Source organism: Vibrio sp. Isolate25, assembly GCF_022398025.1.
Classification (GTDB): domain Bacteria; phylum Pseudomonadota; class Gammaproteobacteria; order Enterobacterales; family Vibrionaceae; genus Vibrio; species Vibrio coralliilyticus_A.
The window spans coordinates 167,206-181,305 of sequence record NZ_JAKEUT010000003.1 but is presented as its reverse complement, the minus strand read 5'-3'; the positions used below and the strand labels follow the sequence as shown (position 1 = coordinate 181,305).

At 47.8% G+C, this 14,100-nt stretch carries 16 protein-coding genes; 1 reads left to right on the top strand and 15 read right to left on the bottom strand.

All coding sequences use genetic code 11. The features are described from left to right. Positions 1-14: 14 nt before the first annotated feature. On the top strand, positions 15-1,058 hold the full coding sequence (locus tag L1D15_RS10515; RefSeq protein WP_239875558.1) for a flagellin: 1,044 nt from the start codon (positions 15-17) through the stop codon (positions 1,056-1,058). Between the two features lie 94 nt (positions 1,059-1,152). Here the strand turns inward: L1D15_RS10515 and L1D15_RS10510 are convergent, their stop codons facing one another. From L1D15_RS10510 to fliQ, 15 genes are all read right to left on the bottom strand, one after another. Continuing rightward, on the bottom strand, positions 1,153-1,440 hold the full coding sequence (locus L1D15_RS10510; RefSeq protein ID WP_239875556.1) for a hypothetical protein: 288 nt from the start codon (positions 1,438-1,440) through the stop codon (positions 1,153-1,155). A gap of 48 nt (positions 1,441-1,488) precedes the next feature. Next, entirely contained in the window at positions 1,489-2,481 is a 993-nt protein-coding gene (locus tag L1D15_RS10505) for a flagellar motor protein MotB (RefSeq protein ID WP_239838137.1), read from the bottom strand. After that, positions 2,481-3,338, bottom strand: a complete 858-nt coding sequence (gene motA, locus L1D15_RS10500) for a flagellar motor stator protein MotA (protein WP_239865511.1) — start codon at positions 3,336-3,338, stop codon at positions 2,481-2,483. The genes L1D15_RS10505 and motA overlap by 1 nt, the downstream gene beginning before the upstream one ends. Before the next feature lie 9 nt (positions 3,339-3,347). Further along, on the bottom strand, positions 3,348-4,076 hold the full coding sequence (locus tag L1D15_RS10495) for a FliA/WhiG family RNA polymerase sigma factor (protein ID WP_239865512.1): 729 nt from the start codon (positions 4,074-4,076) through the stop codon (positions 3,348-3,350). Positions 4,077-4,088: 12 nt separating this feature from the next. Continuing rightward, a complete protein-coding gene (locus L1D15_RS10490; RefSeq protein ID WP_239838140.1) occupies positions 4,089-4,586 on the bottom strand; it encodes a flagellar basal body-associated FliL family protein in 498 nt (165 codons plus the stop codon). 14 nt (positions 4,587-4,600) lie between these two features. Further along, positions 4,601-5,599: a flagellar hook-length control protein FliK gene (locus L1D15_RS10485; RefSeq protein ID WP_239875555.1), complete on the bottom strand. Its 999-nt coding sequence runs from the start codon at positions 5,597-5,599 to the stop codon at positions 4,601-4,603. A 2-nt stretch (positions 5,600-5,601) separates the two neighbouring features. Next, the gene (locus tag L1D15_RS10480; RefSeq protein ID WP_239838142.1) at positions 5,602-5,916 is read right to left on the bottom strand and encodes a LafD; all 315 of its coding nucleotides are present in this window, start codon (positions 5,914-5,916) and stop codon (positions 5,602-5,604) included. Next, positions 5,900-6,286, bottom strand: a complete 387-nt coding sequence (fliS, locus tag L1D15_RS10475) for a flagellar export chaperone FliS (RefSeq protein WP_239838143.1) — start codon at positions 6,284-6,286, stop codon at positions 5,900-5,902. The genes L1D15_RS10480 and fliS overlap by 17 nt, the downstream gene beginning before the upstream one ends. Before the next feature lie 21 nt (positions 6,287-6,307). Next, positions 6,308-7,645: a flagellar filament capping protein FliD gene (gene fliD, locus L1D15_RS10470; RefSeq protein WP_239875553.1), complete on the bottom strand. Its 1,338-nt coding sequence runs from the start codon at positions 7,643-7,645 to the stop codon at positions 6,308-6,310. A gap of 343 nt (positions 7,646-7,988) precedes the next feature. After that, on the bottom strand, positions 7,989-8,816 hold the full coding sequence (gene lafA / locus L1D15_RS10465) for a lateral flagellin LafA (RefSeq protein WP_239838145.1): 828 nt from the start codon (positions 8,814-8,816) through the stop codon (positions 7,989-7,991). Positions 8,817-9,008: 192 nt separating this feature from the next. Continuing rightward, on the bottom strand, positions 9,009-9,815 hold the full coding sequence (locus L1D15_RS10460) for a diguanylate phosphodiesterase (RefSeq protein ID WP_239875551.1): 807 nt from the start codon (positions 9,813-9,815) through the stop codon (positions 9,009-9,011). Further along, positions 9,808-11,898, bottom strand: a complete 2,091-nt coding sequence (flhA, locus tag L1D15_RS10455; protein ID WP_239875550.1) for a flagellar biosynthesis protein FlhA — start codon at positions 11,896-11,898, stop codon at positions 9,808-9,810. Before flhA ends, L1D15_RS10460 begins: the two co-directional genes overlap by 8 nt. Before the next feature lie 30 nt (positions 11,899-11,928). Then, entirely contained in the window at positions 11,929-13,056 is a 1,128-nt protein-coding gene (gene flhB, locus L1D15_RS10450) for a flagellar biosynthesis protein FlhB (protein ID WP_239875549.1), read from the bottom strand. Continuing rightward, positions 13,053-13,829 carry a flagellar biosynthetic protein FliR gene (fliR, locus tag L1D15_RS10445; RefSeq protein ID WP_239875548.1) on the bottom strand — a complete coding sequence of 259 codons (777 nt, stop codon included), beginning with the start codon at positions 13,827-13,829 and terminating at the stop codon, positions 13,053-13,055. The genes flhB and fliR overlap by 4 nt, the downstream gene beginning before the upstream one ends. Next, positions 13,829-14,098, bottom strand: a complete 270-nt coding sequence (fliQ, locus tag L1D15_RS10440; RefSeq protein WP_006963035.1) for a flagellar biosynthesis protein FliQ — start codon at positions 14,096-14,098, stop codon at positions 13,829-13,831. The genes fliR and fliQ overlap by 1 nt, the downstream gene beginning before the upstream one ends. Positions 14,099-14,100: the final 2 nt, after the last annotated feature.

The following is a 14,100-nucleotide window of genomic DNA, read 5'->3' as shown; positions in this document are numbered from 1 at the left end:
GCAGGAATTGAAATATGGTAATGAGCACAGTTGAGGTTCGCCCACACAATGTCAGATTGACTGGGCACGATAGAGCTTCTATTTCTCCTCCTCGTTCTTCAGAGTCTCATGGTGATAACGGGCAGCGTAAACTAGCTGCCCAAAACCAAACACCAGCATCGTATTCGGTGTCTGGTGTTTTGCTTACTCAGGGGCAACAAAATGCCACCTCAGTTCAGATTGCGACACGCTCTTTACAAGCCATAGGCGGTGAGCTGGTCAAGATTAAGCAGGGCCTTACCCGAGCAATGAATCTTGGCGCGAGCAATGTGGCTGGTTTAAAAGAAGGCTTAACAGGAGCCAAAGTAAACATAGAGCGCATTCTAGACAACGCACGCTTTGATGGTAACAAGGTGATCGACAACGAGCTGACGCTCAAGCTCGACAAAGCGGATATGCGTCGTTTCTCAATTCCTGGGCTAAACATCCATCGTTTGAGTGATAAAGCGGAACAAATTCGCCTCGACTTCCCACAAGGAAACTCAGTGATGGTTGAGTTTGATGGCCTGTCAGAGGGCAAGCAAACCGTCAAGATGCTAGACCGAAGCCTGATTCCTCTTGGGCTCAGAGCCTCGTTGTCTGAGGATGGAACGATACTATTTGAATCCTCAGAGAAGGCTTATCAGCAGATGCAACAGAAGGTGATGGTCACGGGTCAGGGGCATCGTTTCCCTGCTGGGCAATCTAATGTGATGACGCTTAAAGCGGAACCAGAAGGTATTGCCGAGCTAAGCTTTGACTTGAGCTCACGCGACGGAATCAAACAGACCATCGCCAAGGTGAACCAGCACTTCCGTCAAGTACAGGTTGGGTTAGAGCAGGCGAGCGCAGTGGGTTCTGAATTGACGATGCAAATGCAAACGCTTCATAAGCAGTCTTCGGTGATTTCTGCTCACCAAGTCAAAGACAAACTTAAACTCTTCGATGAGAATTCAGGTCAGTTTTCCACAGCCTTTATGGCTCTCAATGCTCAGGCGAACGTAAAGCGTCATTCTGTGGTGGCGTTGATGAGAAGCTAAGACGGAAGCCCAGCTAAAACAATTGACCGATTTCTATTGCTCGTTTGGCTCTTCATTAATTGAAGAGCATTTTTTTGCCTAAAGAAAAGTTGCGTCAGACCAGAAAGAAGAAGTACAGGAAGCAGACGAAAGCCAGTAGCGTTGCTGATAACGTTGGGTAAATAATGTAAGAATCGCGCTTGTCAGTACGTTGAAAGCAGAGAAAAGTGAGTAGGACATTGTAGATAAGCAGTAGAGTGCTAATGGCCGTGCCTCCATTTAAAGTCAGGTTGTACAACTGGCTAAGGAATAGAGAAAGCAACACGTAGTCGATGACAATCAGCCACATAAAGGCTTTTTGTAATCGATCTTTTTTGGCGTGTCGGACCGTATATTGAGGCATGTGCTTTTACGCTTGAGTTAGTAGGCGCTGCAAGAGCGCCTGAGAGAGTTAAAGTTGTTGAAGCGCTGGCTTCGAAGGAGCTTGGGTGCCGGAAAAGTTAATCACTTCCTGGCGAATTACTGGCTGATTAAACTCTGCTTTCTGTTTTGCTTTTTGCAGTTCGCTGTCAGCTTGATTACCAAAGAAGGTTTCCAATACTTTGGCGGCTGGTGTGGTCAGTATAAACAGCTCGATACGTCGGTTCTCACTGGATTCTGGCTCATCTCCATTGAGTAAAGCGCGATCCGACATACCGGTTACTTGCAATACTCGCTCGTCGGGCATCCCACCTGAAACGAGAGTCTGTCTGGCGATATTTGCGCGTGATGCTGATAATTCCCAATTCGAACGGCGTTCAACATGACCTTTGAACCTGGTAGAATCCGTATGACCGCTAATGATCAGTGGGTTCTCTACCCGCTTAAAGACAGGCGCCAACGCAAGGAGAAGATCTTCAAAGAATGGTGTGAGTTCCGACCCGCCACGACTGAACATATGCTGCTTATAATCGTCTTGCAGAACAATCCGTAAACCCTGTGGTGTCACTGTGACATTGACATTCCCCTGAGCGCTGATTTGGCGAACCGCTTCTTTTATTACCTTCGCCAATGCTGCCAGTCGCTCTTGAGTGTCGAATGTGCCCGGGATCAGAGAATCGGTTTCCGGACCATCACCATCGCCTTGAAAGAATGAACTGACAATATGTGTCGAATCATGCCGGCTCGGTACGGAAGAGTCGGCAGCCAAGTCAATAGGAGAGATACTTTGTGAGGTATCAAACGGGTTACCGTAACTCTTGTCAAAGACGCTTGCACTTTGAAGGTGAGCCACAATCGCCTTGCGCTCTTCCTTATCGACAATCTGCATCACCCATAAGACCAAAAATAGAGCCATTAGGGCGATCATGAAATCAGCGAAAGCGACTTTCCAAGCGCCTCCGTGGAAGTCATCATCAGCGACGGTCTTGGTTCGTTTGAACACCACCTGTTCTTGTCTTTGCATTACGCCTCCTGCTCAGAGAGCCACTTCTCCATCTGATTGAATGTCGGTTTAATGTCTAACTGGATGTGCTTACGGCCGGCATCGATGGCAAGTAACGTGGGTTTTTTCGCCACATAGGCCACCAGTGTTGCTCTAACACACTCGAATGCGGTCATGTTGCGCTTTACACGTTGCGCCATAGCATTGCTGAGCGGATCAAGGCAGCAGTAACAGCCAAAGATACCAACAAATGTTCCAACCAGAGCTGCAGCGACGTGGTAGCCCACTAGGGCGATTGAGCCATCAATAGCCTGCATCGTAATGATGATGCCACCCACAGCCGCCAAGATACCAAAGCCCGGCAGTGCTTCAGCTGTTCTCTGCATTGAGCGAGAAGGCAGCAGCATTTCGGTTTGAATGGCTTCGATTTCCTGTTCCAGTAAACCTTCTAACTCGTGAGGCGACATTTGACCCATGGCCATTAAACGCAAGTTGTCAGTAATGAAAGAAATCAGCCGATAATCTGAACCGACTTTCGGGTAGGCGAGAAAGATCGAACTCTGATCAGGGGCTTCAATATGAGAGTCGAGAAACTTAAAGCCTCGGCTACGTGCTGTTTCAAGCAGGTTATTAAGTAGAGCCATCAGCTCCATGTAGTACTCATATTCTTCGCGCGGGGCGGAAATGGTAGCACGGACTTGCTGACGCATTTCTTTTAGAACTTGTGGTGGGTTACCTATGATCAAAGAACCTGCCGCGGCACCAATGATGATCAGAAATTCAGCCGGTTGCCAGATAGCGCCAAGCTTACCGCCTGCCCACATATATCCGCCAAAGACACACAGTAAGACGGTGATGGCTCCAAAAAACTTTTGCATTTGTGACTCCTAGGAGGATAAGTAGTGGTTGAGTTGTTTGAGTGCTTGTTTGTGTAGCTGACAAATCCTTGGAGGCGTCAGATCAAGCACTAAAGCGATTTCGTGAAGGTTAAGTTCGTGTTGATAAAACAGCGTCAGAAGCAGTTGATCTCTTTTCGGCAATTTATCCAGAGCGACTTCGAGACTGCGACGAGTTTGCTCATGGGACATTCCGTCATAAACAGCGTCAGATTGTGCTTCGATACCGTTCTCAATCAATTGATCAAGACTCTGCATTTCTCCGGCCAGCGCCGCATTTTGTCGAGTAAGATAATCTTGTTCGTCTGTTCCCAATGCCTTGATGATTTCAGCATCGGTCGGTTGCCTGCCAAGAGAACGCATCAGATCGCGGGTCACATCATTGAGTTCATGAGCCTGCTGACGCGTTTTTCTTGACCGCCAATCCAGCCGCCGTAACTCGTCTAATATTGCTCCGCGGATGCGACACACGGCAAAAGCAGGGAAGTTGGGATCTTCGACATTTCCGTATCGACGGCCCGCTTCCAGTAAACCAATAAGGCCAATTTGCTGCATATCTTCGATGCTACAGTGCGGTGTCGCATGAGCTCTGAGCTGATTGACGATACGGTTGACCAACACCTGATGTTTTTTGAGTAACTTGTTCTCATCAATAGGGATGGAAGGTGAACTGATTTCACCTTCTACGCCGTATTCTTCCTGAAAATTCATATCCAACATGGGCCGTGCTCCTTATTGCACGACGTATTTCGTCAGCAAGACATCATCGATGTCGCGAAGAATGTCGGTTTTTTCAAAGGCCAGCAGTACCGTTTGTTTGACCTGATTCTGCAGTAGGTTAACGGCGCCATCTTGATGAAGGTCTTCGTAGGTTTTGTCACTGAAAAGCTTAAGTAACGAATTCCGTACAACCGGCATGTAGTCATCGATATTCTGAATTCGTTCTGGACGGCGAGTTTCAATCGCGACTTCTAACATAACAAAGTGAGTCTGACGCTTACCTTTGACACTCAGAACAATTTTATCCAGTGAGTGGAAGCTAGGTGTCTGAGCTGGTTGACGTTCTTCGATGAGAAAAGCGAGAGGAGAATCTGAGAAAAATGATTCTGACTGGGGACTGTCTCCCGACTGCTTTATGAGCCAAATTCCGCCGATGACGGTTGCTGCTGAAACCAGAGCACTGGTGAGAATCATCGCTGCAAAGAGCGCGATCATTTGTTGTTTTGTCATAACCCTATTCCTAATTATGCGTGTGTGCTGAGCCAATGCTCTGATGGATCATTGGTATTGTCTGAATTGGCAAACTCGCGACTGTCGAATATATGTGTTTGATGTTCACCTTGATGAGGTGACGGGTCGCGCTCGCTTTCTCCTGAGCCAACGTTGACGTCGACATGGACAAAGTTTTGGTCTTGCAACTCAGCACGTAGCCTGTCAGAAACCTGAAGCAAGGCTTCCCTAGTTGCGGCCGCATTGGCGTTGATTTGCACGTTGAGGCGATCGCCATCAACACGAACCAGCAAGTCCAGTTTCCCAAGCTCTGGTGGGTCAAGACGGATTTTGGCTTCTTGCATACTTTGTTGTGCTTGAAGCGAGACTCTATCATGCAGCACCTGCATCATTTGCTCGCCCCATTTAGCCGCACTCGTATCGACCTTAACTGCTGCCCACTCTGCCGTTTGTACAGATGTTGTTGTAGGTTGTTGGTGAGAGACTTGAAGTTGTGTTTGTGTTGAGGCTAACGTTTGCAGAGCACTCTGTACTGATGGGCTTTGGTTGATAGGCGTGTCGATACTCAAAGGCCCGCCTGCTTGCTTGACCAATTGACTGCTGATTGTTTGTGACGTCATTTTGTTTGACGAATTTGTTACTGAAACGGGGGCGGCATTGAACGCTTGAGAACCGTCCACTGCTCGTTTTTGTTTCAGTTGCAGCGATGCCAAAGTATCCATGGTCGCAGAGTGTTCTTTTAGTAGATGAGGGCTTTCAATCGGTAGCGTAGTCGTATGATCTGAGCTATTTTCCTGCCCTAGCATTTCCTCGCTATCATCCGTGAAGGTTACGACAGTTGGTTCAGCATTTGGCTGACTGCCAGTAAGCGTCGATGCTGGTTGCCCCATGAGAGTAAAGCCAGTGTTTTGTTCGGCAGGCTGACCGAATCCACGGGCTTTTTGGATCGTACCATCAGCGGATAACTGCTCTGGTCTTTGACCTGTCATGGTGTGCAGTGAAGGTGTATTCATTGCTAGTACTCCATGGTCATGGCAAGTTGGTAAGCTTTTGCTCGCTCATGTTGAGCGTCGACAACATTAATCTCGGCTTCCAGCTCGTTGATGGCTTTATCCAGTGCGTCAAAAGCCTGTTTGTGTACCGATTTAACTTCAGTAATGACAGGCGCGAGTCGGGGATCCTTGAGATAGGGTTGATGGCTTTCTAGCAGCTCTCTTAATTGAAGATCGTAGCGTTTTAGCCCTTGCCAATCTTGGGTTTTTGTTGCGATCTGAATCAGTTTGGCGAGATGGCGAAACCGTTCAGGGGACACTTTATGCTTGCTGACCAAAACTCATCCACCCTTCTCGTATATTGTTCATGACGTGTTCCACGCTCGTGAGTTTGTCTAGGTTGTTTTGTACGCTTGCTTGATAAAGCTCGACCTGACAGAAGTCGTAGAGTTGGTGGAGGTTTTCAGCGATTTCGCCGCCGTTTTCTGCATCAAGTGCGCTGTCTAAACCAACCAAAATGTTCATACATTTGTTGATGCCAGCCCCTTTCTCAGCGAGGCGGCCCGCGGCCATGTGACCGCGGACTCGTTCGATTTCGTTGAGTAACCCATCGATCAACATCACCACCAGTTGATGTGGGTTTGCCGAGGCTGCCTGAGCATCAAGATCGACCTGTTGATAAGAGTTGTAGCCTGAATCCATTAACATAAAATCGTCTCCTGGTGGCCGTTAACCAAACATCGACATGGTTTGGTTCATTTGGCGCATAATGGTGTTCATTTGAGTAAATTGCTTGAGGTAGCGGTCGTAAGCCATATCGTATTTACGGTCCAGCACGACCTGCTTGTCGCTGATGCGATCAATGTTCTGCTTTAGTGCGTCTTTACGAGATTTAAATAGGCCGGAGGAGAATTGCAGGTAAGGCTCAATGATGGTGTCGATGCTATCCAAGAGATTGCCGTCGCCATTAAACATCGCTTCAAGATCTGCACTATTATCGATTTGAGCCTGTTCAAACTTTTCAGAATCGATCTTCATTTTGCCGTTACGATCAATCTCAATACCGACTTGACTTAGGCGCAGGCCACCGAAATCTCCACGCACAACAGACTTCACCTGGCTTTCAATGGCTCGTAGGGTAGGGTCACTGGCTAGAACAGCCCGAGTGTTGTTTTCCGTATCTACCTTGGTGTATTCGTCAACGGTCGACATCAGCTTGTTATAGGCATCAACGAACTGAGTAACTTGCTCTTTAGTGGCGTCGTTGTCACCGCTGACACTGAGCGTTAACGGCGATTCGCCAGTTTCCTGGGCCTTGCTGACAGTGATGTCGAGGCCATCGATAGCATCACTAAAGGTATTGCTGCTACCTTCGAGTTTAAGGCCTGAATCTTTGGCACCTAACCAGATAATGGCGTCTTTTGCTTCGCTAATCTGATTTAGGTTTGTGAAGGCATCTTCAAACCAACTTTGGCCGATTCCAGTTGCTGAGACTTCAATCTTGTTAGCGACCCCCGTTTCTTCACTGGAGAGCATAAAGTGGGTTTGTCCACCGGAGCGAACTAAGGTAGCGTTAACGCCCGGATTACCGGAGTCATTGTTGATTGCTGAAGTTAAGTCGGCCATAGTTGCTTTGCCGTCTCCATCACCGTCTAGAGTGGAGAGATCCAGCGTCATTGTCTCGCCGTTGATTTTAAATTCGAGCGTGCCTGTCAGCGGTATTTCAGTTGTCGGCTCTAGGTTTGCAGGCATACCCGTTGAGACTTGATGTGCTGTTGCGATCTGCTCAACAAAGATCTGGTAACTACCTGTCAGTGCTTTGGAGTCTGCACTGGCAGTGAAGAACCCCTCACTCGACACGGTTGCGCTATTTTTGATGATCCCTGATGTGCTGTTGTTCATGTCATTCACAGCGGTACGGAATTCACGCAATGCAGATTCGACTTTGCCAAGCGCATCCAGTTGAGATTGGTACTGGGAGGCCTGATTGGTGTAGCGCTGTCTAAATGACTGGACGTCGAAGGTGGCGAGTTGCTGTGCCATCGTAGCTGGATCGATTGAACTCATCAGAGTACTCCCTTGTCTTTTGTGTATGACCGTTGTGGTTCATATCGCTATCATCATTCTGATTTGATTAGAAAAATAGCAAGATGAGTGCCATTCACTTAGCTTTTAAATATCAATAAGTTATGTTTTTTTTCTTGGTTTTGCGGAAGTGTGACTTCCCATGGCTGAGTTCCGCTGTTTCCTTGAATGAAGATCAGCTTTGCTCAATGTTTTAAGGCGACCAAATGGCAGGGGTTGTTAAATGAAAAAAGCGTTTGACGAGAGACTTTAAAACCAAAAAAAGCCTCCGCAAGGGAGGCTAAAATCACTGGAGTAAAATAAATAGAAGAGTGTCTATCGCTTATTAGCGAAGTAGAGACATTGCCATGCTTGGCATTTGGTTCGTTTGAGCAAGAACCGTAGTGCCTGCTTGCATTAGCATTTGGTTCTTCGTCATGTTTGAAGATTCAACTGCGAAATCAGCATCTGTGATTCGGCCTTTCGCAGCCGCCGTGTTTTCAGACACGTTTGCTAGGTTATTGATGGTGTGCTCGAGACGGTTAATGTTTGCACCTAGTGATGAACGAACAGTGTTGATTTTATCAAATAAGCCATCAACAACAGCGATTTGAGCGTTAGAGTTAGCATTAGTATCAAGGTCACCTGTTGTAGTGAAGTCTACGTCGCCTAGTGCAGTAGACACGTCAACAGTGAGCTTCTCTGCACCTGATGCGCCGATTTGAAAATCTACTGCTGCAGCTAGTTTACCGCCAGTCAGTAGCTTTTGACCTGCACCGTATGTGGTTTCACCCATAATACGTACCGCTTCTTTCTCAAGCTCTTGATATTCTGAGTTTAGCGCTGAAAGCTCAGTGGTACCGTTTGTGCCGTTCGCACCTTGAGTAGCGAGGTCTTTCATGCGGTAAGCAATGTTAGTTAGCTCTTCTAGTGCGCCGTCTGCTGTTTGCAGCATTGAGATTGCATCTTGAGAGTTACGCATCGCAACTGACATGCCACGAGTTTGCGCTTCTAATTTGTTAGCGATAGTCAGACCTGCGGCATCATCCGCTGCAGAGTTGATACGCATACCAGTACTTAGGCGCTCCATAGCGGTTGTCAGTAGATCGTTTGTGCTGCTTAGTGTGTTCTGTGTAACGAGTGATGCGTAGTTAGTGTGCATTGATAAAGCCATTATGGTCTCCTTCGGTTTTCACAATACTCAGATTTTGGCTTCAGGGTTTCCCTGGTCACTAACAGGAGGCGGACGATAAATATCGAAGATTAATTAAAAAGTGTAAATAACGGGAATATTTAGGAATTTGGTGCTGATTTAGTGAAGCTGATTCCACTAATTGGCTCTTTTCGGTGCCAATTAGTGGATTGACTAGATGTCGTATTCGCTGGCAAATGTTTTAAAAGAGAGCGGGGTTGGGATGTCACTGAAGTAGCCAAAATAGTAACTGGCGCCGAGCAATTTATACTGGTTCAATTCTTTTTGACTTGCGACCCGGCTGGCGACCCACTTCAATTTGTATTTTTTCAAAAAACGTACGATGGGCAACAAGGCCATTCGATCTTGTTTTTCTTCCAGTGACACTGAGAGTTTCAGCATCGCAGGTTGATAGCAAGCCAGTTGTTCAAGTAAAGGGTAGGGCGGAGTGACTTCAAACCACAGTGCGTAAGCGTATTCTTCCACACACTCGATCAGGCTTTCTACCGACGAGTCAAACCCTAAAGAATGGCTGAGTTGCAGTGAAGGAATAACATGCGTGAGTGCTTTCTTATGGCAGAGGATAACTTGCTCTAAAAAATATTCACCCGGTGGCCAGATGAGTGCCTCGACTTGAAGAGGTACCACAACATTGCTGATCAAATCTGGATGAAACGTTTCTAGCTGAAAGTGAGTTTGGCGCAGTGCTAGGTACAGGCTGAACAAGTCAAGACAGTATTTTACCTGTTGAGAAAGGTTGAATTGATACACACTTTGTTCGCCATCACCGCCAAACCTAAGGGTCAGGTGTTGAAATTCGACTTCACCAGAGTTCGCTGCGCGGATCGCTTGACATGCATGTCGGATGTCATTGTGAATCAGCGCTTGATGGATGAGTTGATCGTCTTCGGTTTCAAGGTGTTCTTCCATGAGTTTGGCGATGTAGCTATACATCGCCTGATGTGAGTTGAGGTTAGCCAAGGTTACCTACCACGTTGATTTGTTTTGTTTCTGGTATTTCGTTATATGACAATACCGCCAATCCCTGAGAAAACGTACGAGCATAGCGGGCAATCAGCGGTCTAAGCTGCGGCATAACCAGAAGTATCGGTGCCAAGCCTTGTTGTTTTAGCTGTTGTTTTACCAAAGGTAAGTTTTGTTGGAATTGAGCCAGAATATTGGGCTCAACAGGGAAACTGTCTAGATTGACACTGCCACTGGCTTGCGCCTGCTGAAGAGAGGTTATCAGCATTTGTTCCAGTTCATCGGAGAGTGCATACACCTTCAGTTCCACCTTCTGCCCAGCGATCAAGCTCACGAGGGTTCGGCGCAACGCACAACGCACGTCAGCCGCGAGAAGTATCGGATCTTTGGTGTTTTCAGACGACTCAAGCATGGTGTTGGCAATGGTACGGATATCTTGTAGAGGTACCTGATCCAGTAGCAGTTGACGATACACTTTCAGCTGCTGTGCTGGGTTGAGTGCTGCACCGAGCGCTTCCGCTAATTTCGGCGCTTGTTGGGTTAGCCTCTGCATCATGGCATCGACATCGTCGTGATTAAACAGTTCTGAAAGGTGGGTTTTGATCACTTTGCTGATATGGGTTGCGATGACAGTCGCATCATCTACCACCTGATAACCCATATTTAACGCTTTGGCTTTATCTGTATGCTCAATCCAGACCGCTGGCAACTGGTAGGCGGGATCACTGCCGAGGATACCATCGACTTCGCCATACGTTTCGCCAACCGCAATCGCCATCAATCGCTCTGGCTCAATAAAGCCTTGCTCTATCGTTTCGCCATTGAGTGAAATGGTGTACTGGTTGGGTTTGAGACTCAGGTTGTCACGAATACGCACTTCTGGTAGCAAGAAGCCGACTTGCTCAGACAGGTTACGTCTTACACCACGAATGCGTTGGGTGAGGGGCGCGCCCTGTTCCTTATTGACCAGGTGAGCCAGTCGGTAACCAAGAGCCAGCGATAGCGTGTGCACATGTGGAATGTCTTCCCAACTGAGTGGGGTTTCTTCCTGCTGCATGGCTTGAGTGAGTACTTCGACGTCTTCAATTTGAGAATCATGAGCCGGGTTCTTGCGCTGTCGCCAAGCTGCAAATCCGAGCACCGCGGCAAAAGTAAAGAAGGCGAGGTGAGGCATGCCAGGCACCATGCCGATAATTAACATCACCGCAGCCACCGTAAACAGGGTCGCGGGTGAAGCCAATAACTGCTTTTGCATAGTTTCTGACATATCATTATCGCTGTCGTTGATACGAGTAACGATAATGGCCGCTGCGGTTGCCAAAAGTAGTGATGGTATTTGGGCGACTAAGCCGTCACCAATAGTGAGTAATGCGTAAGTTTTAAACGCTTCAGAAGTGGTGAGTCCGTGTTCAAACACACCGATGCTGATACCGCCAGTGATGTTAATAAACAGGATCAGTAATCCGGCGATAGCATCCCCTCTAACAAACTTTGACGCACCGTCCATAGAACCGTGGAAATCGGCTTCATTAGCCACTTCACGCCTACGCTGACGGGCGGCTTCCTGATCGATCAAACCTGCATTGAGGTCGGCATCGATTGCCATTTGCTTGCCAGGTAAAGCGTCAAGTGTGAAACGCGCTGATACTTCTGAAATACGTTCGCCACCTTTGGTGATTACTACGAAGTTGATGATCATCAGGATGACGAAAATCACCATACCGACCACATAGTTGCCACCAATGACTACTTCACCAAAGGCCTGAATGACTTTACCTGCAGCATCGCCTCCGTTGTGACCTTCGAGTAGGACGACTCGAGTTGAGGCAACGTTGAGCGTCAGGCGTAATAGGGTTGCCACTAGCAAAATGGTGGGGAAAATGGAAAAGTCGAGGGGGCGCTTAGCGGTTGTACTGACCAACAGTACCAAAATAGCGAGCACGATATTAAAAGTGAACAAGGCATCCAGTAGCAGGGGTGGCAGCGGCAGGATGACCATTGCCAGCACCATAAGTAAGACTAGCGGAATACCGACAAAGCCTTTTGTGGAATCTTGTATCTGTTTTAACCGATTGAGCATAGGTGGGTGTCCTTGGGTAAATACGGATGATCAGTGTTGCAAATGCTTTGGAATAGCAAAATGGGGCAAAGGCATCGGCTTATCGCCATTGCCGGTACGGAATGCTTTGAGTTGCATGACATACGTCAGAATATGCGCCACCGCGATGTAGAGCTGGCTTGGTACAGCCTGTTCGATCGCCGTGGTGTAGTAAATAGAACGGGTCAGCGGTGGCGAGTTGATGATTTCAACCTGATTTTCACGGGCGATACGTTGAATATGCATCGCTGTTTCATCCACGCCTTTGGCGACCACAAATGGAGCGTCTGATAACGCAGGGTCATATTTCATCGCGACGGCGTAGTGGGTCGGGTTGGTGATGACCACATCGGCAGTCGGTACCATTTTATCGATTTTACGCCGAGCAAATTGTTGCTGAATCTGACGAATACGCTGCTTGACCTCAGGCCGTCCTTCATTATTTTTGTACTCTTCTTTGAGCTCCTGCTTGGTCATTTTGAGCTCTTTCATGTGCTCCCAACGTTGATAGGGGATGTCAATAACGCCGAACAGCAGTAAGGCAAACCCCATCATTAGCAGACCATCGAACAGGATTTGCATTACGGAAATGACACCTTGCTCCAGCGACAGTCTCTGCATACCGAGTAAGGGTTGCAGGTGATTATCAAGATAGCCATATAGCACGCCAAAAATGACCAGCACTTTGAGGGTCGATTTGAGGAGTTCAACCAGAGAGCGGGTTGAGAATATCCGTTTGATACCGCTGAGTGGATTAAGCTTACTCAGTTTAGGAAAAGCGTTCGCTAAACGAAACATCCAGCCACCCAGTACCATAGTGCTAGTAAGCGTTACCGCAATAATCACGATAAACATAGGTAGAAGCAGAGTAATGATCATGCCGAGGCTATGTCCGAGCTGCTCCACCATTTGCTTCGGGTTCGCTAAGTCTTGCTTCGTCAATGTCATGTTAAAACGAAAAATACCAGCAATACTGTCCCAAATCACTGGGAGCTGACTGGAGAAGTACACGGTGACCGCGAGAAAAATTGCGGCGGTCGTGAATTCTTTCGCTCTGGGTATCTGACCTTCCTGACGCGCTTTCTTGAGCTTCTGCGGTGAGGCTTTTTCTGTTTTGTCCTGAGAAGATTGCTCGCTCATCCGCCCCCCGCCATGAATTGGTTGAGAAAACGCAGTGTGTCGTTGACCAGTACTGTATATCGGCTCGGCACACCTGACACCGAAATGAGCACGCTGAACAGGCCAAGCAGCATGGTCATTGGAAAGCCTAACGCATAGACATTGAGTGAAGGGGCAGCACGGTTCATCACGCCAAAACTGATGTTCGCCAATAGCATAGAAACAATTGCCGGGAGGGCGAGTGCCAGTGCAGAAGCGAACATCCAGCCAAATAAATTAACGATGCCTTGCAAAGAAGCTGAAGTCAGACCGGAGCCGACTGGCCAAACAACAAAGCTTTGGATAAGGACATCAAGCACCACCAAATGACCTTCGAGAGATAAAAACAATAAGGTGCAAAAAATCAGAAAAATACGACCAAGAATTGCTACGGACATGCCGTTGACAGGGTCGTTCATCATTGCCATGCCTAAGCCCATCTGCATGGAGACAATCTGGCCCAGCGTCGTAAAAATGGTAAACAGCATATGCAAAATCAGGCCAAAGAACAGTCCCCAAATGGCTTGTTCAAAAGCGAGAAACAGCGAAGTCATCGAGAAAAACTCGATCGCTGGCATTGGCGGCATCAAAGGAGCGGAGATCATCACAATCGACAGTGCCAGTAAGCTACGCACCCAGACGGGTATCAATGAGTCACCAAAGAAAGGCATGGAGATAAATACCGCACCAATGCGGAAAAAAGGCCACCATAGCTGCCCAAGGAGGCGAGAGATTTCTGCGAAGGTAACCTCCATCAGCCAATCATTCCTGGAATATTGTGGAACAGGTAGTCGAACAGTTCCATGATTTTACGTAGCATCCAGTGCCCAGCAAAAATTACCATGAGTAACGTGACCAGAAGCCTTGGTAGAAAGCTCAGTGTTTGCTCATTGATTTGCGTGGCGGCCTGAAAAATTGCAATTCCAAGGCCGACAATCAGGCCAGGCACAACCAGTACTGCGACCATAGTGATGATCAGCCATACCGCATTGGAAAACAGGGTGACGGTCATTTCTGGTGTCATGC